19 protein-coding genes are annotated in these 23,794 nt (G+C 61.4%); 9 read left to right on the top strand and 10 right to left on the bottom strand.

What is annotated here, in order from left to right:
• Positions 1-372: 372 nt before the first annotated feature.
• The gene (locus AAIS01_RS10245; protein ID WP_214913572.1) at positions 373-1,137 is read left to right on the top strand and encodes an SDR family oxidoreductase; all 765 of its coding nucleotides are present in this window, start codon (positions 373-375) and stop codon (positions 1,135-1,137) included.
• A gap of 145 nt (positions 1,138-1,282) precedes the next feature.
• Here AAIS01_RS10245 and AAIS01_RS10240 read toward each other — a convergent pair whose 3' ends face one another.
• From AAIS01_RS10240 to AAIS01_RS10210, 7 genes are all read right to left on the bottom strand, one after another.
• Positions 1,283-2,416, bottom strand: a complete 1,134-nt coding sequence (locus AAIS01_RS10240) for an AGE family epimerase/isomerase (protein WP_343468873.1) — start codon at positions 2,414-2,416, stop codon at positions 1,283-1,285.
• A 184-nt stretch (positions 2,417-2,600) separates the two neighbouring features.
• Positions 2,601-3,173: a HupE/UreJ family protein gene (locus tag AAIS01_RS10235; RefSeq protein ID WP_343468872.1), complete on the bottom strand. Its 573-nt coding sequence runs from the start codon at positions 3,171-3,173 to the stop codon at positions 2,601-2,603.
• 45 nt (positions 3,174-3,218) lie between these two features.
• Positions 3,219-3,833 carry an urease accessory protein UreG gene (ureG, locus tag AAIS01_RS10230; protein WP_343468871.1) on the bottom strand — a complete coding sequence of 205 codons (615 nt, stop codon included), beginning with the start codon at positions 3,831-3,833 and terminating at the stop codon, positions 3,219-3,221.
• 9 nt (positions 3,834-3,842) lie between these two features.
• Positions 3,843-4,517 (bottom strand): urease accessory protein UreF, encoded by a 675-nt coding sequence (locus tag AAIS01_RS10225; protein ID WP_343468870.1) that lies wholly within the window; start codon positions 4,515-4,517, stop codon positions 3,843-3,845.
• A complete protein-coding gene (gene ureE, locus AAIS01_RS10220) occupies positions 4,514-5,014 on the bottom strand; it encodes an urease accessory protein UreE (protein WP_343468869.1) in 501 nt (166 codons plus the stop codon). Before ureE ends, AAIS01_RS10225 begins: the two co-directional genes overlap by 4 nt.
• 267 nt (positions 5,015-5,281) lie before the next feature.
• Positions 5,282-5,914 (bottom strand): TetR family transcriptional regulator, encoded by a 633-nt coding sequence (locus AAIS01_RS10215; RefSeq protein ID WP_343468868.1) that lies wholly within the window; start codon positions 5,912-5,914, stop codon positions 5,282-5,284.
• 156 nt (positions 5,915-6,070) lie between these two features.
• Entirely contained in the window at positions 6,071-6,580 is a 510-nt protein-coding gene (locus tag AAIS01_RS10210; RefSeq protein WP_343468867.1) for a hypothetical protein, read from the bottom strand.
• A 386-nt stretch (positions 6,581-6,966) separates the two neighbouring features.
• Between AAIS01_RS10210 and AAIS01_RS10205 the strand changes: the two genes are divergently transcribed.
• Complete coding sequence (locus tag AAIS01_RS10205) at positions 6,967-9,042, top strand: AsmA family protein (RefSeq protein ID WP_343468866.1); 2,076 nt, start codon at positions 6,967-6,969, stop codon at positions 9,040-9,042.
• A gap of 19 nt (positions 9,043-9,061) precedes the next feature.
• On the opposite strand, the gene AAIS01_RS10200 is transcribed toward AAIS01_RS10205, so the two are convergent.
• Positions 9,062-10,003: a LysR substrate-binding domain-containing protein gene (locus AAIS01_RS10200; protein ID WP_343468865.1), complete on the bottom strand. Its 942-nt coding sequence runs from the start codon at positions 10,001-10,003 to the stop codon at positions 9,062-9,064.
• A gap of 138 nt (positions 10,004-10,141) precedes the next feature.
• On the opposite strand from AAIS01_RS10200, the gene AAIS01_RS10195 reads away from it, so the two are divergent.
• From AAIS01_RS10195 to AAIS01_RS10180, 4 genes are all read left to right on the top strand, one after another.
• The gene (locus AAIS01_RS10195) at positions 10,142-10,780 is read left to right on the top strand and encodes an FMN-dependent NADH-azoreductase (RefSeq protein ID WP_343468864.1); all 639 of its coding nucleotides are present in this window, start codon (positions 10,142-10,144) and stop codon (positions 10,778-10,780) included.
• A gap of 69 nt (positions 10,781-10,849) precedes the next feature.
• Positions 10,850-11,740, top strand: coding sequence for an alpha/beta fold hydrolase (locus tag AAIS01_RS10190; RefSeq protein ID WP_343468863.1), 891 nt, complete (start codon positions 10,850-10,852; stop codon positions 11,738-11,740).
• A gap of 216 nt (positions 11,741-11,956) precedes the next feature.
• On the top strand, positions 11,957-12,229 hold the full coding sequence (locus tag AAIS01_RS10185) for a PsiF family protein (RefSeq protein ID WP_343469042.1): 273 nt from the start codon (positions 11,957-11,959) through the stop codon (positions 12,227-12,229).
• Positions 12,230-12,461: 232 nt separating this feature from the next.
• Positions 12,462-13,475 carry an AI-2E family transporter gene (locus AAIS01_RS10180; RefSeq protein ID WP_343468862.1) on the top strand — a complete coding sequence of 338 codons (1,014 nt, stop codon included), beginning with the start codon at positions 12,462-12,464 and terminating at the stop codon, positions 13,473-13,475.
• Between the two features lie 133 nt (positions 13,476-13,608).
• Here AAIS01_RS10180 and AAIS01_RS10175 read toward each other — a convergent pair whose 3' ends face one another.
• The gene (locus AAIS01_RS10175; protein ID WP_092395826.1) at positions 13,609-14,883 is read right to left on the bottom strand and encodes an Hsp70 family protein; all 1,275 of its coding nucleotides are present in this window, start codon (positions 14,881-14,883) and stop codon (positions 13,609-13,611) included.
• 294 nt (positions 14,884-15,177) lie between these two features.
• Here AAIS01_RS10175 and AAIS01_RS10170 point away from each other — a divergent pair, with 294 nt between their 5' ends.
• The 3 genes from AAIS01_RS10170 to AAIS01_RS10160 all read left to right on the top strand — a co-directional run bounded on the left by AAIS01_RS10170 (position 15,178) and on the right by AAIS01_RS10160 (position 21,767).
• Complete coding sequence (locus AAIS01_RS10170; protein ID WP_343468861.1) at positions 15,178-16,119, top strand: DnaJ C-terminal domain-containing protein; 942 nt, start codon at positions 15,178-15,180, stop codon at positions 16,117-16,119.
• A 210-nt stretch (positions 16,120-16,329) separates the two neighbouring features.
• Positions 16,330-16,629: a chaperone modulator CbpM gene (locus AAIS01_RS10165; RefSeq protein ID WP_343468860.1), complete on the top strand. Its 300-nt coding sequence runs from the start codon at positions 16,330-16,332 to the stop codon at positions 16,627-16,629.
• Positions 16,630-16,742: 113 nt separating this feature from the next.
• A complete protein-coding gene (locus AAIS01_RS10160; protein WP_343468859.1) occupies positions 16,743-21,767 on the top strand; it encodes an NEL-type E3 ubiquitin ligase domain-containing protein in 5,025 nt (1,674 codons plus the stop codon).
• A 233-nt stretch (positions 21,768-22,000) separates the two neighbouring features.
• Here AAIS01_RS10160 and ureC read toward each other — a convergent pair whose 3' ends face one another.
• Positions 22,001-23,701: an urease subunit alpha gene (ureC, locus tag AAIS01_RS10155; protein ID WP_343468858.1), complete on the bottom strand. Its 1,701-nt coding sequence runs from the start codon at positions 23,699-23,701 to the stop codon at positions 22,001-22,003.
• Positions 23,702-23,794: the final 93 nt, after the last annotated feature.

Raw genomic sequence — 23,794 nt, 5'->3', positions numbered from 1 at the left:
CCGCGCTGAGGGCCGAGTTTACTGGCTTGAAGCCATCGTCCTTTTTACCGTCGGCTTATAGCAGATAAGTGGATCTGCACAACCTGCATTCCAGGGTCAAGGGAAAAAATTTTCCAAACCCCTCGCAAAGCCTTATGCACAGCGGCTTGTAGGATTTGTACTTGCCCCCGATTGCTGTGGACCCGCCTGTGGATAAGGTGCGCGCAACCGCCTGTGGCCCTTGTTTCATAAGGCCTGGCGCCGGTTGGTTGTTTTATGAGCAATGCTCGAATGAAACCTCGCTTGCAGAAGTCTTGCCCCTACTGTGCCAGGCCGGGCATGCTGGGGGCCGATTTCCATTCACTGGCTGTTTTGAGCCCCAAGGAGAACACGATGTCCAACACCCTGTTTATTACCGGCGCAACGTCCGGTTTCGGTGAAGCCTGTGCCCGTCGTTTTGCCGAAGCCGGCTGGAAACTGGTGCTGACCGGTCGTCGTGAAGAACGCCTCAATGCCCTGTGCGCCGAGTTGTCGAAGCAGACTGAAGTCCATGGCCTGGTGCTTGACGTGCGTGACCGCAAAGCCATGGAAGAGGCCATCGCCAACTTGCCGCCGTCTTTCGCCAAGTTGCGCGGGTTGATCAACAATGCCGGCCTGGCGCTGGGCGTTGATCCCGCGCCCAAGTGCGACCTCGATGACTGGGATACGATGGTCGATACCAACGTGAAAGGCTTGATCTATAGCACCCGCCTGCTGTTACCGCGGCTGATCGCTCATGGCCGTGGTGCCGGGATCGTCAACCTGGGATCCATCGCCGGTAACTATCCGTACCCTGGCAGCCACGTGTACGGGGCGAGCAAGGCGTTCGTCAAACAGTTCTCCCTGAACCTGCGTTGCGATCTGCAAGGTACAGGTGTTCGGGTGAGCAACATCGAGCCGGGTCTGTGCGAGAGCGAGTTTTCCCTGGTGCGCTTTGCCGGTGATCAGGAACGCTACAACGCGACCTATGCCGGGGCCGAGCCGATCCAGCCGCAGGACATCGCCGACACCATTTTCTGGGTGCTCAACACACCGGCCCACATCAACATCAACAGCCTGGAGTTGATGCCGGTAAGCCAGACCTGGGCCGGGTTTGCCATTGAGCGCAACAAGGCATAAGACCGCGTGATCGTTCATCGCGGGCAAGCCTTGCTCCCACAGAAATGGGGCAAGGCATGCTCCCACAGGGATTTGGTCGACCTTGCCCCTCATAGACCAATCAACTCTGTGGGAGCAAGGCTTGCCCGCGATAGCGATTTACCGGTCAGGCCAGATAATCGGCCAGCCCGCGATAACAGGTCAGCAGGTGATACGGCGTGGTCGATGGCATGTCCTGGCGGCTGACAGTGCCGTCGGCGTCCAGGCATTCGTTCCAGCCTTTGGCATGCAGAAAGTGCTGCTGCAACGCCTGTAGTTGATGCAGCAATGCGCCCGGATTGCCCGGGCGTACAGTCAGTGCCCGCAAATATTCCGCCTGAGCCCAGATGCGCTGAGTGGCGTCCCGTGGCGCAACCTGTGATCCCAGGCTCAGCATGGCGCACACCGCGCCGGACTGCGGGCTCACGCCTTGCTGTTCGGTATGGCTGAAGCTGCTCTGAAGGGCGGTGTGCAACTTACCGCCGCGCAACAGGGGTGATGAGGCCAGCAAGTAATACCACTCGAACTGATGGCCTGGCTCAAACCAGTTATCCACAGACTTCACCGGTTTCTCCAGCATGACGCGCTCCTGCGGGTCGATGAAGTGCTTGAACAGGGCATCGCACAGGGCCAGCAATGCCTGGCGCACGGTGGCGTCGTCTCGAACCGAGAGGGTGGCGAGGAAGGCTTCGGCCAAGTGCATCAGCGGATTTTGCAACGGACCGGATTCGCGGGTCGACCAATCGCGCCCCAGGCTGGCCTCGTAAAGGCCGTCTCCGGTCGCAAAGCGCCGGGCGATGACTTCCAGGGCCGCGTTGAGCACCGACTCCACCAGCGGTTCGCGAACCTTGCTCCAGTAATGGGCGCAGGCAAACAGGATGAAGGCGTGGGTGTAGAGGTCTTTGCCGGTGTCCAGCGGTGCGCCTTGGGGGTCAATGCTGTAGAACCAGCCGCCATGTTCGCCATCATGGAAGTGCCGCTGCAGCGAGCGGAACAGTGCGCCGGCCCGCTCTTCGGCCTGCGGCACTTCGCCGATCAGGCTGGCGAACACATACAACTGCCGTGCACAGGCCATGGCCCGGTAGCGCTGGGGCGCGAGCGGCGTGTGCCGGGTATCGAGGGATTCATAGGGCAGCGCCAGCTCGGCATTCCATCCCGGGCCTTGCCACATCGGCACGATCACCTCGTGAAAGTGCTGACGTACCGTGGCGAACAGGGCAGTCAGTTCAGGTGCAGGAGCGGGGCGGCAAGCATCGGGCATTGGTGGGCGTCGTCACGGCTGGAGGGGTGATTGCGCGACATGGTAGCAGAGTGGCAAGTTCGAGAGATGGGGACCTGCCAAGCCGCCTTCGCGAGCAAGCCCGCTCCCACAGTTGATCGGTGTACACCGAACTTGTGTGGGAGCGGGCTTGCTCGCGAAGGGGCCCTTGAAGGCGCCGATAAAATCAACCCGCCAACAACCACACCCCAGCCGCCGCCGAACCCGCTCCGGCCAGACGCACCAGGGGGGCGGCCGCTCGCGGCAAAACGCGAACCACGGCGTAGCCAGCGCCATGCAACGCCGCCGTTGCCGCGACAAAACCGGCCGCATAAGCCCAAGGACTGGTCATGTCCGGCAGTTCCAGGCCATGGGCCACGCCATGGAACAGCGCGAACACCGCCGTCGCGCCCATCGCCAGGCTCAGTGGTGGACGCACCGCCAGTGCCACCGCCAGGCCCAGGGCCAGCACTGAGGCGGCAATCCCGCTTTCCAGCGCCGGCAGGTCCAGGCCTTCAAAGCCCAGCAAGCCGCCGATCAGCATGCTGGCGACAAAGGTGCACGGCAGTGCCCAGCGCGCCGTGCCCTGTTGTTGGGCAGCCCACAAGCCGACCGCCAACATGGCCAGCAAATGATCGAGCCCGCCGATGGGGTGACCGAGGCCGGCCATCAGGCCGTTATCGCCGTGGCCGGGGTGGGCAAAGGCCAAGGCCGGAGTCAGCAACAGGGCGAAAGCGCCAAGCAGGCGTTTGTATGTCATGGATAAGCTTCCTTGTTGAACGTGTGAACCGTTGAAGTTGAAAAGTCAGGCGGCGGTCAGCAGGCCCTGGCGTTCGATGAAGGCGATGATCTGCTCCAGGCCCTGGCCGGTTTTCTGGTTGCTGAACACGAACGGCTTGCCGTTGCGCATCCGTCGGGTATCGCTGTCCATCATGTCCAGAGACGCACCCACCAGCGGCGCCAGGTCGATCTTGTTGATCACCAGCAAGTCGGATTTACAGATGCCCGGCCCGCCTTTGCGTGGCAGCTTGTCGCCGGCCGAGACATCAATCACATAAATGGTCAGGTCCGACAGCTCCGGGCTGAAGGTCGCCGAAAGGTTATCGCCACCCGATTCCACCAGGATCAGATCCAGCCCCGGAAAACGTCGGTTCAATTGATCCACGGCCTCCAGGTTGATCGAGGCGTCTTCGCGAATCGCCGTGTGCGGGCAACCGCCGGTTTCCACGCCGATGATCCGCTCCGGCGCCAGGGCTTGGTTGCGCACGAGAAAGTCGGCATCTTCGCGGGTATAGATGTCGTTGGTGACCACCGCCAGGTTGTAGCGCTCACGCAAGGCCAGGCACAGGGCCAGGGTCAGGGCGGTTTTGCCGGAGCCTACCGGGCCGCCGATACCGACGCGCAGAGGTTGTGTATTCATGAGGGTCTCCTAGGAACGGAACAGGCGGCTGTACTGGCGCTCATGGGCCATGCACGCCAGGGACAGGCCAAACGTGGCGCTGCCGTAATGGTCGGGATCAATGTTCGAGGCGTTGTGTTGGGCCTGTTGCAGCAGCGGCAGCAGTTCGCTGGTCAGGCGCTGGGCGGCTTGCTGGCCCAGGGGCAGGGTCTTCATCAGGACGGCCAACTGGTTTTCCAGCCAGCTCCATAACCAGGCGGCAAGAGCGTCCCGGGGGCTGATGTTCCAGGCGCGGGCCGCCAGGGCCCAGCCCAGGGCCAGGTGCGGTTCGGTACGTTGTTCAAGGAAACTCCGTGCCGCGGCATCGAGTTCCGGCAAGCCGACCAGCAACTGCTGCAACGAGTAACCCATCTGCCGACTTTCCTGATGCAGCTCGCGGGTTTCCCGGCTGGCGCGGTGTTCCTCGCAGTGTTGCAGCAAGGCGTGCCAGTCGTCGGCTGCGGCCGCGGTGCAATGGGCCAGCAGCAAAGGAGCCTCGAAGCGCGCCAGGTTCAACAGCAACTGATCACTGATCCAGCGACGGGCGTCGTTGCAGGTTTTGACCTGGCCGTTATCCACCGCCATCTCCAACCCTTGGGAATAGCTGTAGCCGCCGATCGGCAACTGCGGGCTGGCCAGACGCAGCAGCGCCCACGCCGGGTTCATGTGCGTACGCCGAACTGATGCAGGCGTGGTGCGTAGTTGAAATCTTCGTCGCCGTGTCGGGAATGATGATGGCCACCGCCATACGCGCCGTGTTCCGGCTGGAACGCGGCCTCGATGGTTTCGGCACGGGCACCCAATTGTTCGAGCATCGCCTTGAGCACGTAATCGTCCAGCAGGCGCAGCCAGCCATCACCTACTTGCAGGGCGACATGGCGATTGCCCAGGTGATAGGCCGCGCAGGTCAGTTCAAATGCATTGGCGCAGGTGACATGCAGCAATTGTTCGGGGCGGGCGCAGACGCGCACGATGCGGCCGTCTTCAGCTTGCAGGCATTCGCCATCGTAGAGCGGCGGCTGGCCTCGCTCCAAAAACAAACCCACGTCTTCACCCTCGGCACTGAAACAGCGCAGGCGGCTTTTGCTGCGGGCATCGAAGGTCAGGTGCAGCTCGGCGTCCCAGCGGGGTTGAGTGTCGATTCTGCGATGAATCACCAGCATCGGAAGGCTTCCAGCAATGAACGGTGCTGTGTTTAGAGCAAGGGGCTTGCCAATCGAAGGAGATGTAGGAAATAGGAGGGGATGGTGGGGAAGGTGTTTCAAAGCGCAGTGGAAGGTGCGTTCATTTGGTGCGCTTCCTTTAGTGGTGCACCATTTTGCGGCTTGCGAAGAATTTGTGGGAGCGGGTTTGCTCGCGAAAGCGGTGGGTCAGGTCAGCCTGATGTGACTGTCCCGCCGTCTTCGCGAGCAAGCCCGCTCCCACAGGCATTACTCGGTGCTACCCAAGCCCTGCCAATGCTTGAGCCCGATGAAGATAAAGCGCAATTGCTGGGTGATCTTCACTTGCGGGGTGAGGTGCTCGGGCAAGGCTTCGGCGGGCGGGTCGATGATGTCCGGCAGGGTGGCGAACACGCTTTTGACGATCAGGTCGGCCATTACGCTCAAGGCGGCCAGGTCCAGGTGCTGCAATTTGGGCATCAGGGCCAGGTCGGCGGCCAAGTCCGAGCTGATGTCTTCACGCAGACAGGCGATGGCCTTGCGCACGGGCAGGGAGCCGCCGTACTGCTCGCGGGCCAAAAACAGGAATTGCGAGCGGTTGGCCTGCACCACGTCGAGAAAAATACGCACCGAGGCATCAATGATGCCGCCCATGACGAATTCGTTGTGGCGTACCAGCCGGATCGTCTCGCGAAAGGTCTGGCCGACTTCGCTGACCAGTGCCAGGCCCAGGTGGTCCATGTCGTCGAAATGCCGGTAGAACCCGGTGGGGACGATGCCGGCGGTCCTGGCGACTTCGCGCAGGCTCAGGCTGCCGAACCCTCGGCCGCACTCCATCAAATGACGGGCTGCATCCATCAAGGCATTTCGGGTCTGTTGTTTCTGTTCGGCGCGGGGCAGCATCGCTGGGCTGACTTCTGATTCACGGAAGCAACGCACTCTAGCAAATCGGCTTTGCCGACGTCGAACGGTAGAGGAGGATCAAGCGGGGAAACGAGCTTCTCGGAAAATCAAAAGCCCGATTGCAGGAATCGGGCTTTATCGCAGGCCACCATGGGCTCAGCTCAATGCGCTGTTGCGTTCGATCACGCGGTCACCACCGCCTTCGGCAACGGCCTGACCTTGTGGAGTGCGCTCGTAACCGCCTTCAACCAGGCCTTTTTCTTCAAGGCGATCACGGCCACCTTCAGCGACTTCCTGGCCTTGACGGGTGCGTTCGTAGCCACCTTCAGCGACTTCCTGGCCTTGAGGGGTACGTTCGTAGCCGCCTTCAGCGACTTCCTGGCCTTGAGGGGTACGTTCGTAGCCACCTTCAGCGACTTCCTGGCCCTGACGGGTGCGTTCATAACCGCCTTCAGCGACTTCCTGACCTTGAGGGGTACGTTCGTAGCCGCCTTCAGCCAGTTCCTGACCTTGACGGGTCTGGTCGTAACCATCTTCAGCAACGGTCTGGCTGTAGACTGAGCGGCTGTCCTTGACCTGGGGCGTGGCTTGCTCGGAAGCTGGCAGCGCGAAAGCGGTGGAGGCCAGCATGGAAAGGGTGAGGCTCATCAGTAATTGGCGTTTCATGATCATTGCTCCTTGGGGGGGCGATAAAGTGGGTACGGAGGCAATGCTACTCTCGATAAGTCGATATAAAAGTTCATAAAGGCAATGGTAATAATCAACGGAATTGATTGTTTGGCCTGAAGGCTCTAGAACGGGCGTTTCCGAGGCGATGTTTTGCACCGGAGTGGGTATTTTGTACCCATTGATGCTTCGCAAAAGTGCGGTGTCGGTAACACGTAGCTGGCGGTTCGGTCAGGTTTTTCGAGTTATTTGTGCCGTTCATCGCCCCCGGAGTTAAACCAGTTGGCTGTTTCCCCGGTCCTACTCTTCACAACGAACCGATTACAGGTTCGTGCTTCCAAGGCGTCATTTGTCCGGACGCAGATTTGTCATCAGGAGCCTTGTGCATGACGCGCACCTCAAAAATCTTCGCCTGGACCTTCGCCAGCCTTGTTGTCCTGCTGGCCGTATTGGTGCTGGTCATCGCGTTCTTCGATTGGAACCGGATAAAACCGCCGCTCAACGCCAAGGTTTCTGAAGAGTTGCATCGCCCGTTCGCCATCAATGGCAACCTGGCGGTGGTTTGGCAACGCGAACCGCAGGAGGGCGGCTGGCGGGCCTGGGTGCCATGGCCTCATGTGGTGGCCGAAGACTTGAGCCTGGGCAACCCGGACTGGTCGAAAACTGCGCAAATGGTCACGCTCAAGCGCGTCGAATTACGCATTTCGCCCCTGGCCTTGCTGGCCCGGCGAGTGGCAATCCCCCGCATCGACCTGACGGAGCCCGATGCCAACCTGCAACGCCTGGCTGATGGCCGTGCCAACTGGACGTTCGAGTTCGATCCGAAAGACCCGGATGCCGAGCCGTCCAGCTGGACCGTCGACATTGGCACCATCGGCTTTGACAAAGGCCATGTGACCCTTGATGACCAGACGCTGAAAACCCGCCTGGACCTGCTGATCGATCCGTTGGGCAACCCCATCCCGTTCAGCGATATCGTCGGTGACAGTGCTGCGAAAAAAGCCCGGGACGCGGGCGCGTCTCCCCAGGATTATGCGTTTGCCTTCAAGGTCAACGGCCAGTATCACGGACAGAGCCTCGCAGGCTCCGGCAAGGTCGGTGGTCTATTGGCCCTGCAGGATGCGTCGCAACCTTTTCCGTTGCAGGCCCAGGCGAAGATTGGCGATACCCGTGTCGAACTGGCCGGTACGCTGACTGACCCGATGAATCTGGGCGCGCTGGATCTGCGCTTGAAACTGGCGGGTAACAGCCTGGCCAATCTTTATCCGCTGACTGGCGTGACCCTGCCGGATTCGCCGCCCTATTCCACTGATGGCCGCCTGATCGCCAAGCTCCACGAACCGGGCGGGGCACTGTTTCGATATGAGGCCTTCAACGGCAAGATCGGTGATAGCGATATCCACGGTGATTTGGCTTACGTTGCCAGTCAGCCGCGGCCCAGACTCAGTGGCGCGCTGGTGTCCAATCAACTGTTGTTCAGCGACTTGGCGCCGCTGATCGGTGCTGATTCCAACGCGCAACAAAAGGCCCGCGGCGGGGCGAGCAAACAGCCGTCCGATAAAGTCCTGCCCGTGGAAGAGTTTCGTACCGAGCGCTGGGGCGTGATGGATGCCGACGTGGAGTTCACCGGCAAACGAATCGTCCACAGCGAACAGTTACCCTTCACCGACCTGTACACGCACCTGGTGCTCAACGATGGACAACTCAGCCTCGAGCCCCTGCGCTTCGGTGTGGCCGGTGGCCGGCTCGATGCGCAGATCCGCCTCAACGGTCGCACCCGGCCCCTTGAAGGAAAGGCCAGGCTGACGGCGCGGGGTTTCAAACTCAAACAGTTGTTCCCCGGTTTCGCGCCGATGAAAACCAGCTTCGGTGAACTGAACGGTGATGCCGATATTTCCGGCCGTGGCAATTCGGTGGCGGCGTTGCTGGGCACCGCCAATGGCACGCTGAAAATGCTCATCAACGACGGCGCCATCAGTCGGGAGTTGATGGAGCTGGCGGGGCTGAACGTCGGTAACTATGTGGTGGGAAAAATCTTTGGCGACGAGGAAGTGAAGATCAACTGCGCGGCGGCGGACTTCGACATCAAGACCGGCCTGGCGACGACTCGCCTGTTCGTGTTCGACACTGCAAACGCGATCATTTACGTCGATGGCACGGCGAACATGGCCAGCGAACAACTGGACCTGACCATTACGCCGGAGTCCAAGGGCTGGCGCTTGATTTCCCTGCGCTCGCCCTTGTATGTGCGTGGCACCTTCGCCAAGCCCGCGGCGGGCGTCAAGGCTGTGCCATTGATGCTGCGTGGCGCCGGGATGGTGGCGCTGGGCGTCATTGCCGCGCCGGCGGCCGGGTTGTTGGCCCTGGTTGCGCCCAGCGGTGGCGAGCCGAACCAGTGCGCGCCGTTGCTGGAACAGATGAAAGCCGGCAAGGCGCCAGCGACGGTCAAGCCAACCCGGTAGCCAGATTTGCCTGCTCGCGCTAAGTCTGAGTGACGCGATCCTCGAATAGTTTTACTGAATTTTTCAATGCATGACCGGACAACCGAGCCTCTTCTTCCAGCCACTGGAAGAATGCCCGCACGGGTGCATGGCGTTCGCGACCCGGAACGCACAGAGCACTGTAGCCAGCGCCGTTGACCTGGATCTGCGGCCGATAAGTCACCAACAGGCCACTGGCGACGCTTTCAGAAACCAGAATATTGCTCGCCAGTACCAGGCCTTGCCCGGCTATCGCCGCTTGCAGGGCGTAATGCTCCTCGTCGTACTCGCGCACGCAGGGCTGTCGGGTCAGCCAGGTTTCGCCGGCCTGGGCACACCAGGCCTCCCAGCCATGGGCATACAGTTTGGCGTTGTGCCAGCGCACGCTGATCAGCGTGGGCGGCCTCTGCGCCGCCAGGGCCACTTGTTCCGGCGAGCCGTACACGCCGAAGTGTTCATCGAAAAGGCACAGGCCGTACAGGTTCGGGTAGCTGTCCAGGCTGTAGCGCACCACCAGATCGACGCTGGCGTCCTGATGCAGATCGACCACTTCGCAATGAGTGTCCAGGCGCACGTTGATGTTCGGATGACGCGCATAAAACCGGCCCAGGCGCGGCACCAGCCACAGGCTGGCAAACGCTGCTGTGGTGGAAAGGGTCAGGTGAGTGTTGGTGCGTTGCGGACGCAGGGTGTCGACGCTTTGTGCCACTTCCAGCAAGGCACCGTGCAAGCTTTGGAACAAGCGCTGGCCGCCGTCGGTGAGCCGCACCTGGCGCGGCAGGCGTTCGAACAACGGCACACCCAGCCAGGTTTCCAGGGCGCGAATCTGATGGGAGACCGCCGTGGGTGTCACCGACAGCTCCGCCGCCGCTGCCTTGAAGCTGAGCAGCCGTGCGGCAGACTCAAAGGCGCGCAGTGCGTTGAGGGGCAGCGTGGCAAACATCGCAGAGCTCCTGAATGGCCATGGATGAAACTACCTCATCCAAGTTGATGATCGCTCATTTGTCCGCCCGTAGCGTTGGACGTCAAGCTGGAAGCGAAAAGAGTCGATTGATTCTAGTCGCAAACCCAGGAGATTCAGATGAGCAAAATTCTTGTCGTGCATGGCAGCCCTCGGGGCGAGCGCTCTCACTCCCGACGTCTGGCCGAAAGCTTTGTCTCGGCCTGGCAGGCGGTTCATCCGCATTCCCAGCCGACCCGTCGCGAAGTGGGGCGCACCGTGATTCCTCCGGTCAATGAAGCATTCATCGCGGCGGCGTTCTACCCCGAACCGCAAGCCCGCCCGTTGACCATGCAGGCGGACCTGGCACTCAGTGATGCATTGGTGACGGAGTTGCAGGCCCATGATCGGTTGGTCATCTCTGCGCCCATGCACAACTTCAGCGTGCCCAGCGGCGTGAAAGCCTGGATCGACCAGATCGTCCGGATCGGGCTGACGTTCAACCACAGCCTGGATAACGGCGTGTCGCAGTACGAACCGCTGGTACTGGGCAAGAAAGCGCTGATCGTGACCAGTCGTGGCGACTTCGGTTTCGGGCCCGGCGGTCAGCTTGAGGGGATGAACCACGCCGACACGCTGTTGCGCACCGTGCTGGGCTTTATCGGCATCACCGACGTGACGGTGGTTGCTGCCGAAGGCGAGGAGTCGGCCGAGCGCAGTTTCGCCCAGTCTTGCGCCGAGGCCGAGCAACGCCTGCTGGCGTTGGCGCAGACGTTCTGATGGCGCGGGTGTCATAGACGGGTCATCATCGATACCGATGCTGACCACCTATTGATCAAGGATGTCGCCATGTCACAACAGTGCGCCACTCGTTACCCGCTGGTGCTGGTCCCCGGAATGCTCGGGTTCATTCGTCTGGTGCTGTATCCATATTGGTACGGGATCGTCTCGGCGTTGCGCCGGGGTGGGGCAGTGGTGATTGCTGTGCAGGTGTCACCGCTGCACTCATCCGAGGTGCGCGGCGAGCAGTTGCTCGCGCGGATCGAGGAGATCCTGAAGCAAACCGGTGCGCAGAAGGTCAACCTGATCGGCCACAGCCAAGGCGCCCTCACGGCACGCTATGCGGCGGCCAAGCGCCCGGACCTGGTGGCATCGGTCACTTCGGTGGCCGGCACCAACCATGGTTCCGAGCTGGCTGATTACCTGCAGACTCACTACCCGGCTGACAGCGTCAAGGGGCGCTTGCTCAGTGCCTTGCTGCGGTTGATTGGCGCCCTGATGAGCCTGCTGGAAACCGGTTATCGCGGGCCCAGGTTACCGGTGGATATCCAGGCGTCTCACGGTTCTCTCACTACCGCGGGCGTGGCCCTGTTCAACCAGCAATATCCTCAGGGCCTGCCAGAAATGTGGGGCGGGAACGGACCGGAAGTGGTCAATGGCGTGCGTTATTACTCCTGGACCGGCACCTTGCAGCCCGGCAAGACCGACAAGGGACTTAACCTCTTGGACGGCACCAACCGTACCTGCCGGCTCTTCGCTCGCACCTTCGTGCGCGAGGAGGGGCAATGCGACGGCATGGTCGGGCGCTACAGCTCGCACCTGGGCACGGTGATCGGCGATGACTATCCGCTGGATCACTTCGACATCGTCAACCAGTCGCTGGGGCTGGTGGGCAAGGGCGCCGAACCGGTCCGGTTGTTCGTCGAGCATGCGCAGCGGTTGAAGGCGGCGGGGGTGTAGAACGTCAGGATGACCGCGTTATCGTTCTTCGCGAGCAAGCCCGCTCCCACATTTAACCGCATTCCTTCTGACGAAACTCGGTCGAATGTGGGAGCGGGCTTGCTCGCGAAGACGGTCAATCAGGCACAGAAAATCACGCAGATGAAGGTGCGACAGGCGTTGTCTACACTGCATTTCATCGCCGTACCCCTCGTGCGGCAGTCAGGAGAAAACATCATGAAGATGCTGCGTGTTCCTTTGTTGGTGCTCGGGTTGCTGCTGTCTTTCCAGGGCTTCGCCGCCACGGCCCAACAGAACAAGATGACTACCTGCAATGCCGACGCGAGCGCCAAGGCCCTCAAGGGTGATGAGCGCAAAGCCTTCATGAGCAACTGCCTCAAGGCCACCCCGCAGGAGCGTATGAAGACCTGCAATGCCGACGCCACCACTCAGGCCCTGAAAGGCGATGCCCGCAAGGTATTCATGAGCGAGTGCCTGAAGAAGAAATAACGACTGGAATTTTCTTCAGCCTGTGAAGGCCCCATCGCGAGCAGGCTCGCTCCCACAATGGACCGGGCAGTGCAAATCTACTGTGGGAGCGAGCCTGCTCGCGATGGGGCCTTCACCGGCGCTGCAAAAAACACCTGCACTGTGATCCAGGTCAGCCGATACAATCCCTAGTGCTGTTGGTGGAACGCTGGCAGACTGCCGATCCTTTTACGCCGTTTTGTTCTGAGGCTGTATGCCAACGTTTTCTCAGCGTCATGTCTTGTTGGTGGTCAGTTGGGTGATCATTTTTGGTGGGCTGTTGCTGGTGCTGCCGTTGCGCCTGTTGCCGAGCCTGCTGGCCGGTTTGCTGGTGTTCGAGCTGGTCAACATGCTCACCCCGCAGCTGCAACGGCTGATCGAAGGTCGGCGTGCCCGCTGGTTGGCGGTGGCGCTGCTGGGCACGCTGGTGGTCAGTGTGCTGACGTTGATTTTCGCCGGGGCCATCAGTTTCCTGCTGCATGAGGTGGAAAACCCAGGCGCGTCCCTGGACATGTTCATGGCAGTGGTCGACCGCGCTCGGGGGCAGTTGCCGCCGTTCATCGACGCCTACCTGCCGGCCAGCGCGGCCGAGTTCCGGGTGGCGATTGGCGACTGGATGACCAAGCACCTGAGCGACCTGCAACTGGTGGGCAAGGATGCGGCGCACATGTTCGTGACGCTGTTGATCGGCATGGTCCTGGGGGCCATCGTCGCCCTGCAGCGCATCCCCGACCTGACCAAGCGCAAACCCCTGGCTGCGGCGCTGTTCGACCGTCTGAACCTGTTGGTCAAGGCGTTTCGCAACATTGTGTTCGCCCAGATCAAGATTTCCCTGCTCAACACCTTCTTCACCGGAATTTTCCTGGCGGTGGTGCTGCCGCTGTTCGGCATCCACCTGCCGCTGACCAAGACCCTGATCGTCATGACGTTCCTGTTGGGGCTGCTGCCGGTCATTGGCAACCTGATGTCCAACACGCTGATCACCATCGTCGCCTTGTCGCTGTCGATCTGGGTGGCAATGGCGGCGCTGGGTTACCTGATCGTCATCCACAAGCTCGAATACTTCCTCAATGCCCGCATCGTCGGTGGGCAGATCAGCGCCAAGTCCTGGGAATTGCTCATGGCGATGCTGGTGTTCGAAGCCGCGTTCGGCCTGCCGGGCGTGGTGGCGGGGCCGATCTACTATGCGTATCTCAAGAGTGAGTTGAAGCAGGTGGGGATGGTTTGATCCAGGAAATGTGTTGGCTGATCTGACGCCTTCGCGAGCAAGCCCGCTCCCACATTTGAACCGCATTCTTTCTGAAGAGCTCGGTCAATTGTGGGAGCGAGCTTGCTCGCGATTCAGGCGCATCGGTCCTGGATCAGACCTGCGTGCCGTAGCGCTTCATCGCCTCGATCGCCAACCCGCTGCCGATGCTGCCGAAGATGTTGCCTTCCACATGCCGGGCCAGGGGGAGCATGGCCGAGACGCTGTTGCGCAACGCCGGGATGCCGCTGGAACCGCCGGTAAAGAACACCGTATCCACCTGATCGACGCGTACGTTGGCATCGCCCAGCAATTGCGTGACGCTGCCGCGTACGCGCTCCAGCAGGCCGTCAATGGCCGATTCAAACAGTTCCCGGCTCAGGTCCACGCTCAGGCCCGCCTCGATCCGGTCCAGTGCCACATGGCGCTGGTCGGTGTGGGTGAGCTGGATCTTGGTTTCTTCCACTTCCATCGCCAGCCAGTGCCCGGCGCGCTGGTCGATCAGCTTGAACAACCGGTCGATGCCCCCGGTGTCTTCGATGTCGTAACGCATGCTTGCCAGGGCCAGGGTGGATTTTTGTGAGTACACGCCGTTGATGGTGTGCCAGGTCGCCAGGTTCATGTGGTGGCTGGTGGGCATGTAGGCGCCGCTTTTCATGCGGCTGCCGTAGCCGAACAGCGGCATCAGGCCGGCCAGCGAGAGCTGCTTGTCGAAATCGGTCCCGCCGATGTGCACGCCGCCGGTGGCGAGGATGTCCGCGTGGCGGTTGTCGTGGGTGCGGCGTTCGGGCGACAGGCGCACCAGGGAGAAGTCCGACGTACCACCGCCGATGTCGACGATCAGCACCAGCTCTTCTTTCTCGATGGTCGATTCATAATCGAAGGCCGCCGCGATGGGCTCATACTGGAATGAGACTTCCTTGAAACCGATGGCGCGGGCCACGTCCACCAGGGTGTTTTCCGCTTCCTGATCGGCCATTTCATCGTCGTCGACGAAAAACACCGGGCGACCCAGTACCACTTCTTCGAATTCCCGACCGGCGGTGGCCTCGGCGCGTTTCTTCAACTGACCGATGAACAGCCCCAGCAGGTCCTTGAAGGGCATGGCCGTGCCCAGCACGCTGGTGTCGTGCTTGATCAGCTTGGAGCCCAGCAGGCTCTTGAGCGAGCGCATCAGCCGGCCTTCGTAGCCTTCCAGGTACTCGTGCAAGGCCAGACGGCCATATACCGGGCGGCGTTCCTCGAGATTGAAAAAGACCACCGAGGGCAGGGTGATCTTGTCGTCCTCCAGCGCAATCAGCGTTTCCATGCCGGGGCGCAGCCAGCCGACAGTGGAGTTGGACGTGCCGAAGTCGATGCCGCAGGCACGGGCCGGAGATGCGTTTTTCATGTCTTTCGGATTCCAGTTGAAAAAACGGCCGCGCAGTGTATGTCAGTGCGGCCCGGATTCGAAGGCCGGTTATCTGCTAATTCGCAATCACGGGCCTTGAAAGACGCTCTTATACCCCCAAACTTGCTGGCATGAGCCTGGTAGCGCAAGGCGGGTACAAGAACCGCCGCCAGCTGCCGATAAACTTCTGACGTGCCGCCCGGTCCCAATCTTGAGGTCGGTCAACCCGCTGTCCGGTCATTCGGGCAAGCTGTGCGTGGCGGTGCGACATCGATAACGGATGGTGATGCTTAGATGGACTTCAAAGACTATTACAAAATCCTGGGTGTTGAGCCCACGGCGGACGACAGCACGATCAAGGCTGCCTACCGCAAGCTGGCGCGCAAGTACCACCCGGATGTGAGCAAGGAAAAGGATGCCGAGACCAAGTTCAAGGACGTCTCCGAAGCCTATGAAGCGCTGAAAAGTGCCGACAAACGCGCCGAATACGACGATCTGCGTCGCTATGGCCAGCACGGCCAGCCGTTCCAGGGGCCGCCAGGCTGGCAGAGCCGCGGCGGTTTTGGCGGCGGCCAGGACACGGGCGATTTTTCGGATTTCTTCAGCTCGATTTTTGGTAATCGCGGGCCGGGTTTCGGTGGTGGACAGTCAGGCCGCAGCACCGGCCGTCGAGGGCAAGACGTGGAAATGGAATTACCGATCTTCCTGGAAGAGACCCTGTCGAGCGAGTCGAAAAAGGTCAGCTTCCAGGTGCCGCAGTACAACGCCGCCGGCCAGCACGTGAGCAATACCAGTAAAAGCCTGAACGTGAAGATCCCGCTGGGCGTGACCGACGGCGAACGCATCCGCCTCAAGGGCCAGGGGGCGCCGGGTATCGGTGGCGGCGCCAATGGCGATTTGTACCTGACCATTCGCTTTGCCCCGCATCCCAAGTTCGACGTCGAAGGCCAGGACCTGATCATCACCTTGCCCCTGGCTCCATGGGAGCTGGCACTGGGCACGGAGGTGGCGGTGCCGACCCTCACCGGCAAGATCAACCTCAAGGTCCCGGCCGGCAGCCAGAACGGCCAGCGCATGCGCGCCAAGGGCCATGGTTTGCGTAACAAAGCGGGCGAGCGCGGCTACCTGTTCGTGCAGCTCAAGGCCGTAATGCCCAAGGCCAGCGACGAAGCGGTCAAGGCGCTGTGGGCGGAGTTGGCGAAGAAAGCGGCGTTCGATCCGCGGGAGAATTTCTGACCTGTGGTTGATGACCCGCTGAACACAAAGCCTGTGGCGAGGGAGCTTGCTCCCGCTGGGCTGCGAAGCAGCCCCAAAACCATTGGACGCGCAGTGCCAGGAAAAAACAGTTGGCAGGTTTTTCCGACTGCTACGCAGCCGAGCGGGAGCAAGCTCCCTCGCCACAGTCATGGCTAGACTCGACAGTTAAAGCATTGGGAGAAGCAGATCATGAACACCCCGATCATTGAACTGAACCTGCTGGAATTCTGTGAAGCCGCCGCATTGGCCGACGTCCATGTGATCGAAATCGTCGAGCATGGCATCCTCGATCCCCACGGCGCGGCTCCGACGGATTGGCGTTTTACCGATTACGAACTGGCCTTGGCCAAGCGCGCCGCGAAGCTGCGGCGCGACCTGGACCTGGAATGGGAAGGCGTCGCCCTGGCGTTGGACCTGCTGGAGGAAGTCCAGCAACTGCGAATCGAGAACCGTCGACTGCGCCAGCAACTGGGCCGCTGGGTGGACTGACAGTGGCGGCTCGTGTCCGTCATGTCTTGTCGAAAAAAGCGATAAACAGTTACCGCACGCCTCGGTGGCACACTGGTTAGGCTCGGGTTTTCCATCGTCAAGGATGACCCGATATGCCAGGCTTCACCCCCCGTCTCGCCATTCCCCAAGGCGAGCATTTCGACCTGCTCAAAACCCGTATTCCCGGCTGGTACAGCGGGGCCATCGTGCAACGCCAGCAGGAACTGAGCGACCATGAGCTGACGCTTCCGGGCTGGTATGCGAAAGCCTCCCCCGACCTCTGGAGCAGCCTGAAGGACAGCCACTCTCTATACCGCGAGCGCCTGAACCAGGTCGACAACCGGCTCGGCAATATCCAGGACATTCGCGCCTTTGCCGAACCCTTGCTCGAGCAGGCGCTCCTGGATGAGTTCAACCTCGCGTTGAACGTCAACGCGGTGTATTTCGTCCGCAAGTACGGGCGCAAGACCCGCGATGATTTTTTTGGGGCGCTGGTCCTGGACAGCGAGGGCGGCCACTTCGATCGCTACGAATATCGTGGCACCTCATTGCTGGAGGCGGCGCTGGCCAATTTCGCGCCAGAGGAAGCGCGCAAGGCCGCCTGCACCGATTGCAGCCTCATTACCACGGTGCGTCCGTCCCAAGGCGGCGCAGTGGTGCCTTTCATCGACGCCGTTCGCGCAGGAGCGTTGCCGATTGCCCCAGAAGCCTTCGCCAAGTTGTGCCGCACGCTGGACCTGGGGCGCCGGTATCAGGACCACATCAACGCTGTCCTGCGACCCGACGGCGGCAAGACGTACAACCCGCTGGAGCATTCTCTGGAGGAGCATCACCGGCACGGCTTGGCGCTGTGCATCCAGATCGCACGGGCCAAGGCCGACATCAGCCCGGCGGTCTATAAGCTGCTGCAGCAGGTGATTGATGGGGAGCGCGACGTCACCCTCGATGGCCAGGCCGTGACCTTCACCTCCCTGAAAGTCTTCGACATCGAACTGGTCGGCCCGTTGTTGATCGGCCCCAACCTTGAAAACAGCCGTCGGGTGGTGCCGGTGGTGGCCTACCTTCCGGGCGATCCCGAGCATCCCCTCAAGGAGTATGCCTCCAGCGCCGAGTTCATGGCTGAACTGCGGCGGCGCCTGCACGCCACCGCCTACCGCCGTTTCTTCAGCCGTTTTGTGCCGTTGCGTCAGCAAGGGGTGTTTTTCCGGCAGTTCAAGCACTTCTATCAAACCTCTCCGACGGCCGATGATCAGGCCGATTACCCCCTCAAATCGTCGTTGCGCAACCTGCCCATGGGCACGGCGCCGATTGCCGGCGACCTGTGGGGCTCGCTACGCCTGCGGCAGATCGAGAAGATCCAGGCTGACGCACGCGCGGTGGCGGTGCCTACCGGTGATGAAGACCAGAAAGCCCGCCTGGCGCGCCTGGACAGTTACCTGGACGCGGTGGTCGATGTGTTCAACCTGGCGGCGTTCGTCGTGCCAGGGTTGGGGCCGTTGATGTTGACGGTCGGGGCCGTGCAGATGTTCAACGAGGCATTCGAGGGCATCGAAGCGTTCGAACGTGGGGAGACCCGGGAAATGTGGGCGCATTTTTCCAGCGTCGCCCTCAACACGGCCTTCGTCGCCACCGGTGCGGCGGTACTGCCGCACATTCGATGGTCGAGCACGGTGGATCAGTTGGAGGCGGTTCAATTGACCAATGGCCAATCGCGTCTGTGGCGCCCCGACCTGAGTGTTTACCAGAGTGAGCTGGCGCCTCCCGAAGCCTCAAGCCCGGATAGCCAGGGCCTGTATCGGGTCGGCGATCAGCAGATCCTGCCACTGGGTGGGCAACGTTTTGAAGTGCAACAGGACCGGCAAACCCTGCGTTATCGCATTCGTCATCCTTCCCGTCCGCAGGCTTACCAGCCCGAGTTGACGGACAACGGCAGCGGTGCCTGGCACCACGAACTGGAACAGCCGCGTTCCTGGGAAGGCACGACACTGATGAGGCGGCTGGGGCATGGCGTCAAGGATTTCAGCGATGCCGAACTGGAGCAGATCCGCCTCGCCAGCGCGACCCCGCAAGACGTCCTGCGACGGTTGCATGTCGAGGGCGAGCCGGTGCCGGCGTTGCTGGCCGACACCCTCGATCGTTTCGACCTCTGCCGACAAATCGACACATTCATCGGGCAGTTGCAAAGCGAGGACCCGCTGCACCCTGAACAGACCAAGCCGTTGCTGCACTTGCTGACTCAATACGGCCCGTGGCCAAGAGGGCTGAAACTGAAGATCGTCGACGACGCCGGCCGGACACGTTGGGAATACGTCCGCCCTTCGGAAGGGGAGGCCCCGGTTCGTGAGGCCAGCCTTACCGAGGCCAGGGCCCGCACACCGTCGTTGTTGAAAAACCTGATCGAAGCGGTAGATGCCGCAGGCGTCGATCTGTTGGCCACGGCGAGTCCGCCGATTGCGAAAACCAACATGGACGCTCGCGTCCGGCACCTGCGCCAGGCACTCGCCAAAGCGGCGGTGAATGAAAAGGTGCCGTTGCTCAACGATTACTACGCCCTGAGCGAGACGAGAAGTGACCCCCATGTCACGCTGATCAAGTCCCGTTTCCCCTCGGTTCCGATAAAGGCGATCGAGCAGATCATCACCCTGGCCGGTACCGAAGAGTTGCAGCAAATGGCCGCCTGGGATTTCACCGAGGCCGACCAGACCAAACCCATCCCGCTGCGCATCGCCGAAGAGCTGCGCCACTATCAGCGCAGGGTGCGTCTGAACCGAGCCTACGAGGGCCTGTATCAGGACGCCTTGGCCACGGCGGACACGCCTCGATTGGTGTTGGCCACGCTGGAAACCTTGCCTGGCTGGAGTGACACGCTGCGCATCGAACTGCGCGAGGCGACTGTTTCCGGTGCCTTGATCGACAGCATCGGGCCGCAAAATGCGGCGCAGACCAAGGTCGTGGTCAAGGACGATGATCTCTATCAGGCCTTTGACGACAGCGGCAATGAACTGAGCCATTGGGGCAGCGTCTTCGAGGCCTTGCAGCATGCCCTGCCGGATGCCGAACGCCGGGCCATGGCTCGGCCCTCGATCCATCACGGCGCCCTGTTGAGAGAGGCCATCGGCGCTTCGCCAGTGGACCGGGACGCGCTGGCGAGCCGCTTGAAGATACCCGCGCTCAAGCCCGCCTTCCAATCGCCGATGCGCCTGGCTTCGGGCAACGTCGGTTACCCCCTGGGTGGACTGCGGGATTGGTTGCGCCTGGGCCGCTCGCCGGAGAGTCGGGTGCTGGAGCTGTACCCCAGCTACACGGCGCAACAGACCGAGGCGTTGTTGCGATCACTGGGCAACGGCGCGGTGAGGGAGCTCAAGCGACGTAAAGTCGAGTTGAAAATGCTACGTCAGGATCTGGACCGCTGGATTGCTACCTTTGGATGGCGTTACGAGGGTAATCACCGTCGGCAAGTACCGACGGGGGTCAGAGAGATAGCGGCCGAACACATCGAGCGATGCTGGCGGCGTCAGACCCGGCTCGTTGTAGGGGCCGATGGCCGCACGCTCGGGTATGAGCTTGATTTGAGCGGATTGAACATCGGCGCATTGCCGCATCTGATGGCCGACTTCAGCCATGTGGGTGTGCTCATTATGTCTGACATGGGCTTGACGCTGGACTACTGCGACAGCTTCCTCAGCGCGTTCTCCTCCCTCAAGCGCCTGGAAATGTCCAGCAACAGGCTGATGGATATTCCCGGAACTCTGGAGGGGATGCGAGATCTGGAGACGCTTCGACTGGCGAATAACCAGATCGGCCTGACACGTCGTAGCGTTGAAGTCCTGCAAAGCCTTAGGCAGCTGAAAAACCTCGACCTGGATCACAACTTGCTGATACGCCTGCCGGACTTCAGCAGGCTACCTGAGCTGGAACGACTGCAGTTGAAGAACACCGGGATCACTGCCTGGCCCTCTGGCCTGCGCGATCAACCGCTGGAGCTGATCGACCTGCGCGACAACGGCTTGACCCAGGTACCGGATCACCTGCTCGACCCGCCCGCCGAGCGTGCCCATGCCACCGCACGTCTAAATCGCGTGACGTTGTTGCAGGGCAACCCGTTGAGCGAGGAGGTCCAGCAGCGCATGCGTGATTATTGGGCGACGGTCTTGCGGACGCGTCCTGAATGGGTCGTTCTGCGTTTGCCCGAGGCGTTTGGGTTCTCAGCGCCGGTCGGGCCGCCGAACATGCAGCAATGGCTGCGCGACCTGCCTGCGGACCAACTGGCGGAAAAAAGAACCTTGTGGCAAAGCCTGGCGGGTGAGCAGCACTCGGGAGAGTTTTTTGAGTTGTTGCATCGGTTGGCCGACTCCTATCAGGGGCTGGAAGATTATTCGGACCTCCAGGCCCGCGTCTGGCAGATGCTCGAGGCGATGGGCAACGCCACCGACTTGCGTCATGAACTGTTCGACCTGGCTGGCCAACCGGCCTGTGAAGATCGCGCAGCCTTGTCCTTCAGCTACCTGGAAATCCGTTTGATGATCCACAACGCCAGGGCCTTGGCGGTTGGAAAGGATGAGGCGGCAGCACTGGTCCGGCTGGCCAAGGGGCTGTTTCGCCTCGATGAGGTAGAGCGTATTGCCCTGCAGGATATTCAGCGGCGCCGTGATGCGATCAATGCCCGCACCGACCTGACCAACGATGAAAAGCGCGAAAACCTGGCGCTGATAGAAGAAGTCGAGGTCCGTCTGGCTTACCGTGTGGGGCTCAAGGATCGACTGGGGCTACCGGGGCAACCCGCAGGCGGGGTTTTTCTCACGCTGGGAGATGTCACCCCTGGAAAGCTCGATGCCGCTGCCAATGAGGTGCTGGGGCTGGACGATTCCCCCCAGCAGTTTCAGTCGCTGGTGGGCCGGGATTTCTGGATCGATTATTTGAAGCAGGCGCATGGGCCCTCCTTCCAGGCGCTGAATGACACCCTTATCGCCAACCAGATCGAGCTGGATGAAGCGAAGACAGCCGGGACCCTGGAGGACGCCGACTACATCAGCCAGTCCGAGGCGTTGGGCCTGCAACACAAGATCAAGGAAGCGGAGCTGGTCCAGTCGCTGACGCGAACCGAGCTGGAGCAGTTGCCGGGAAGTACCGACCTGTAAGCTGACCCTTTCAGGCAATGAAAACCGTGACGAGGACGCGTGCTCCCGCCGAACCGTAGGAGCGTAGGAGCTGTCGAGTGCAACGAGGCTGCGATCTTTCCCCAAACGCTTGAGTCCCAAGCGAAAGATCAAAAGATCAAAAGATCAAAAGATCGTCCGAACGCGGCCCGAGCCTTCGGCAGCTCCTACGGTCCAGCGGGAGCAAGCTCCCTCGCCACAAGAACCGCGCTGGTTCAAAACAGAAAATACCGCTGCGCCATCGGCAGCACCTCAGCCGGCTCACACCACAACAACACCCCATCGGCCTTGACCTGATAGGTCTGCGGATCAACGTCGATGTTTGGCAGGTAGTCGTTGTGGATCAAATCGGTTTTCTGCACATCCCGACAGCCTTTGACCACGGCAATTCTCTTCTTCAGTCCAAGCTGTTCCGGCAACCCGGCCTCGGCGGCGGCCTGGCTGATGAAGGTCAGGCTGGTGGCGTGCCGCGAGCCGCCGTAGCTGGCGAACATCGGTCGGTAGTGCACCGGTTGCGGTGTCGGGATCGAGGCGTTGGCGTCGCCCATCAGGCTGGCCGCAATCGCCCCACCCTTGAGGATCAGGGTCGGCTTGACGCCGAAAAATGCCGGGCGCCACAGCACCAGGTCAGCCCACTTGCCCACCTCGATGGAGCCCACTTCATGGCTGATGCCATGGGTGATCGCCGGGTTGATGGTGTACTTGGCGATGTAGCGCTTGATGCGGAAATTGTCGTTGCCTTCGCCGTCGCCAGGGAGCGCGCCGCGCTGCTTCTTCATCTTGTCGGCGGTCTGCCAGGTGCGCGTGATGACTTCGCCGACGCGGCCCATGGCCTGGCTGTCGGAACTGATCATCGAGAAGGCGCCGAGGTCGTGGAGGATGTCTTCGGCGGCGATGGTTTCACGGCGGATGCGGCTCTCGGCGAACGCCACGTCTTCGGCGATGCTTGGGTCCAGGTGATGGCAGACCATCAGCATGTCCAGGTGTTCGTCGATGGTGTTGCGGGTGAACGGCCGGGTCGGGTTGGTGGAACTGGGCAATACGTTGGGGAAACCGCAGGCCTTGATGATGTCCGGCGCGTGTCCGCCGCCGGCGCCTTCGGTGTGATAGGTGTGGATGGTGCGGCCCTTGAACGCGGCCAGGGTGGTTTCCACGAAACCGGATTCGTTGAGGGTGTCGGTGTGGATCGCCACCTGCACGTCGTACGCGTCGGCCACGCTCAGACAGTTGTCGATGGCCGCCGGCGTGGTGCCCCAGTCTTCGTGCAGCTTCAGGCCGATGGCCCCGGCCTTGACCTGTTCGATCAGCGGCTCCGGCAGGCTGGCGTTGCCCTTGCCGGTGAAACCGATGTTCATTGGGAAGGCATCGGCGGCCTGGAGCATGCGCGCCAGGTGCCACGGCCCGGAGGTGCAGGTGGTGGCATTGGTTCCGGTGGCTGGGCCTGTACCGCCGCCGATCATGGTGGTCACACCGCTCATCAACGCTTCTTCGATCTGTTGTGGGCAGATGAAGTGGATGTGGCTATCGATACCCCCGGCGGTGAGGATCATGCCTTCGCCAGCGATCACTTCGGTGCTGGCGCCGATGGCGATGGTCACGTCAGGCTGAATGTCCGGGTTACCGGCCTTGCCGATGGCCTGGATGCGCCCGTCCTTGAGGCCGACATCGGCCTTGACGATGCCCCAGTGGTCGATGATCAGCGCGTTGGTGATCAAGGTGTCCACGACTTCGGCGGCCAATAACTGGCTCTGGCCCATGCCGTCGCGAATCACCTTACCGCCACCGAATTTCACTTCTTCGCCGTAGGTGGTGAAGTCCTTTTCCACTTCGATCCACAGTTCGGTGTCGGCCAGGCGGACCTTGTCACCGACGGTGGGGCCGAACATGTCGGCGTAGGCTTGTCTCGAAATCTTCATGTGCTTGCCTTGGAATTCAATTGAATGTTGAAACCGTTCGCTGCGCTCACTCATCGCGAGCAAGCTCGCTCCCACATTTGATCGCGCTCCCCT

The organism is Pseudomonas halotolerans (genome assembly GCF_039581215.1).
Classification (GTDB): domain Bacteria; phylum Pseudomonadota; class Gammaproteobacteria; order Pseudomonadales; family Pseudomonadaceae; genus Aquipseudomonas; species Aquipseudomonas tehranensis.
Note: the sequence above shows the minus strand (reverse complement) of the source record. Positions and strands in the feature narration are given on the sequence as shown.

Bases quoted from the DNA above. Each gene is read 5' to 3' on its own strand.
- ureE (WP_343468869.1), bottom strand. From the start codon at position 5,014: ATGCTGGTGATTCATCGCAGAATCGACACTCAACCCCGCTGGGACGCC.
- AAIS01_RS10210 (WP_343468867.1), bottom strand. From the start codon at position 6,580: ATGAAACGCCAATTACTGATGAGCCTCACCCTTTCCATGCTGGCCTCC.
- AAIS01_RS10185 (WP_343469042.1), top strand. From the start codon at position 11,957: ATGAAGATGCTGCGTGTTCCTTTGTTGGTGCTCGGGTTGCTGCTGTCT.
- AAIS01_RS10200 (WP_343468865.1), bottom strand. From the start codon at position 10,003: ATGTTTGCCACGCTGCCCCTCAACGCACTGCGCGCCTTTGAGTCTGCC.
- AAIS01_RS10190 (WP_343468863.1), top strand. From the start codon at position 10,850: ATGTCACAACAGTGCGCCACTCGTTACCCGCTGGTGCTGGTCCCCGGA.
- AAIS01_RS10205 (WP_343468866.1), top strand. From the start codon at position 6,967: ATGACGCGCACCTCAAAAATCTTCGCCTGGACCTTCGCCAGCCTTGTT.
- AAIS01_RS10215 (WP_343468868.1), bottom strand. From the start codon at position 5,914: ATGCTGCCCCGCGCCGAACAGAAACAACAGACCCGAAATGCCTTGATG.
- AAIS01_RS10170 (WP_343468861.1), top strand. From the start codon at position 15,178: ATGGACTTCAAAGACTATTACAAAATCCTGGGTGTTGAGCCCACGGCG.
- ureG (WP_343468871.1), bottom strand. From the start codon at position 3,833: ATGAATACACAACCTCTGCGCGTCGGTATCGGCGGCCCGGTAGGCTCC.
- AAIS01_RS10195 (WP_343468864.1), top strand. From the start codon at position 10,142: ATGAGCAAAATTCTTGTCGTGCATGGCAGCCCTCGGGGCGAGCGCTCT.
- AAIS01_RS10180 (WP_343468862.1), top strand. From the start codon at position 12,462: ATGCCAACGTTTTCTCAGCGTCATGTCTTGTTGGTGGTCAGTTGGGTG.
- AAIS01_RS10235 (WP_343468872.1), bottom strand. From the start codon at position 3,173: ATGACATACAAACGCCTGCTTGGCGCTTTCGCCCTGTTGCTGACTCCG.
- AAIS01_RS10160 (WP_343468859.1), top strand. From the start codon at position 16,743: ATGCCAGGCTTCACCCCCCGTCTCGCCATTCCCCAAGGCGAGCATTTC.
- AAIS01_RS10245 (WP_214913572.1), top strand. From the start codon at position 373: ATGTCCAACACCCTGTTTATTACCGGCGCAACGTCCGGTTTCGGTGAA.
- AAIS01_RS10240 (WP_343468873.1), bottom strand. From the start codon at position 2,416: ATGCCCGATGCTTGCCGCCCCGCTCCTGCACCTGAACTGACTGCCCTG.
- AAIS01_RS10175 (WP_092395826.1), bottom strand. From the start codon at position 14,883: ATGAAAAACGCATCTCCGGCCCGTGCCTGCGGCATCGACTTCGGCACG.
- AAIS01_RS10225 (WP_343468870.1), bottom strand. From the start codon at position 4,517: ATGAACCCGGCGTGGGCGCTGCTGCGTCTGGCCAGCCCGCAGTTGCCG.
- AAIS01_RS10165 (WP_343468860.1), top strand. From the start codon at position 16,330: ATGAACACCCCGATCATTGAACTGAACCTGCTGGAATTCTGTGAAGCC.
- ureC (WP_343468858.1), bottom strand. From the start codon at position 23,701: ATGAAGATTTCGAGACAAGCCTACGCCGACATGTTCGGCCCCACCGTC.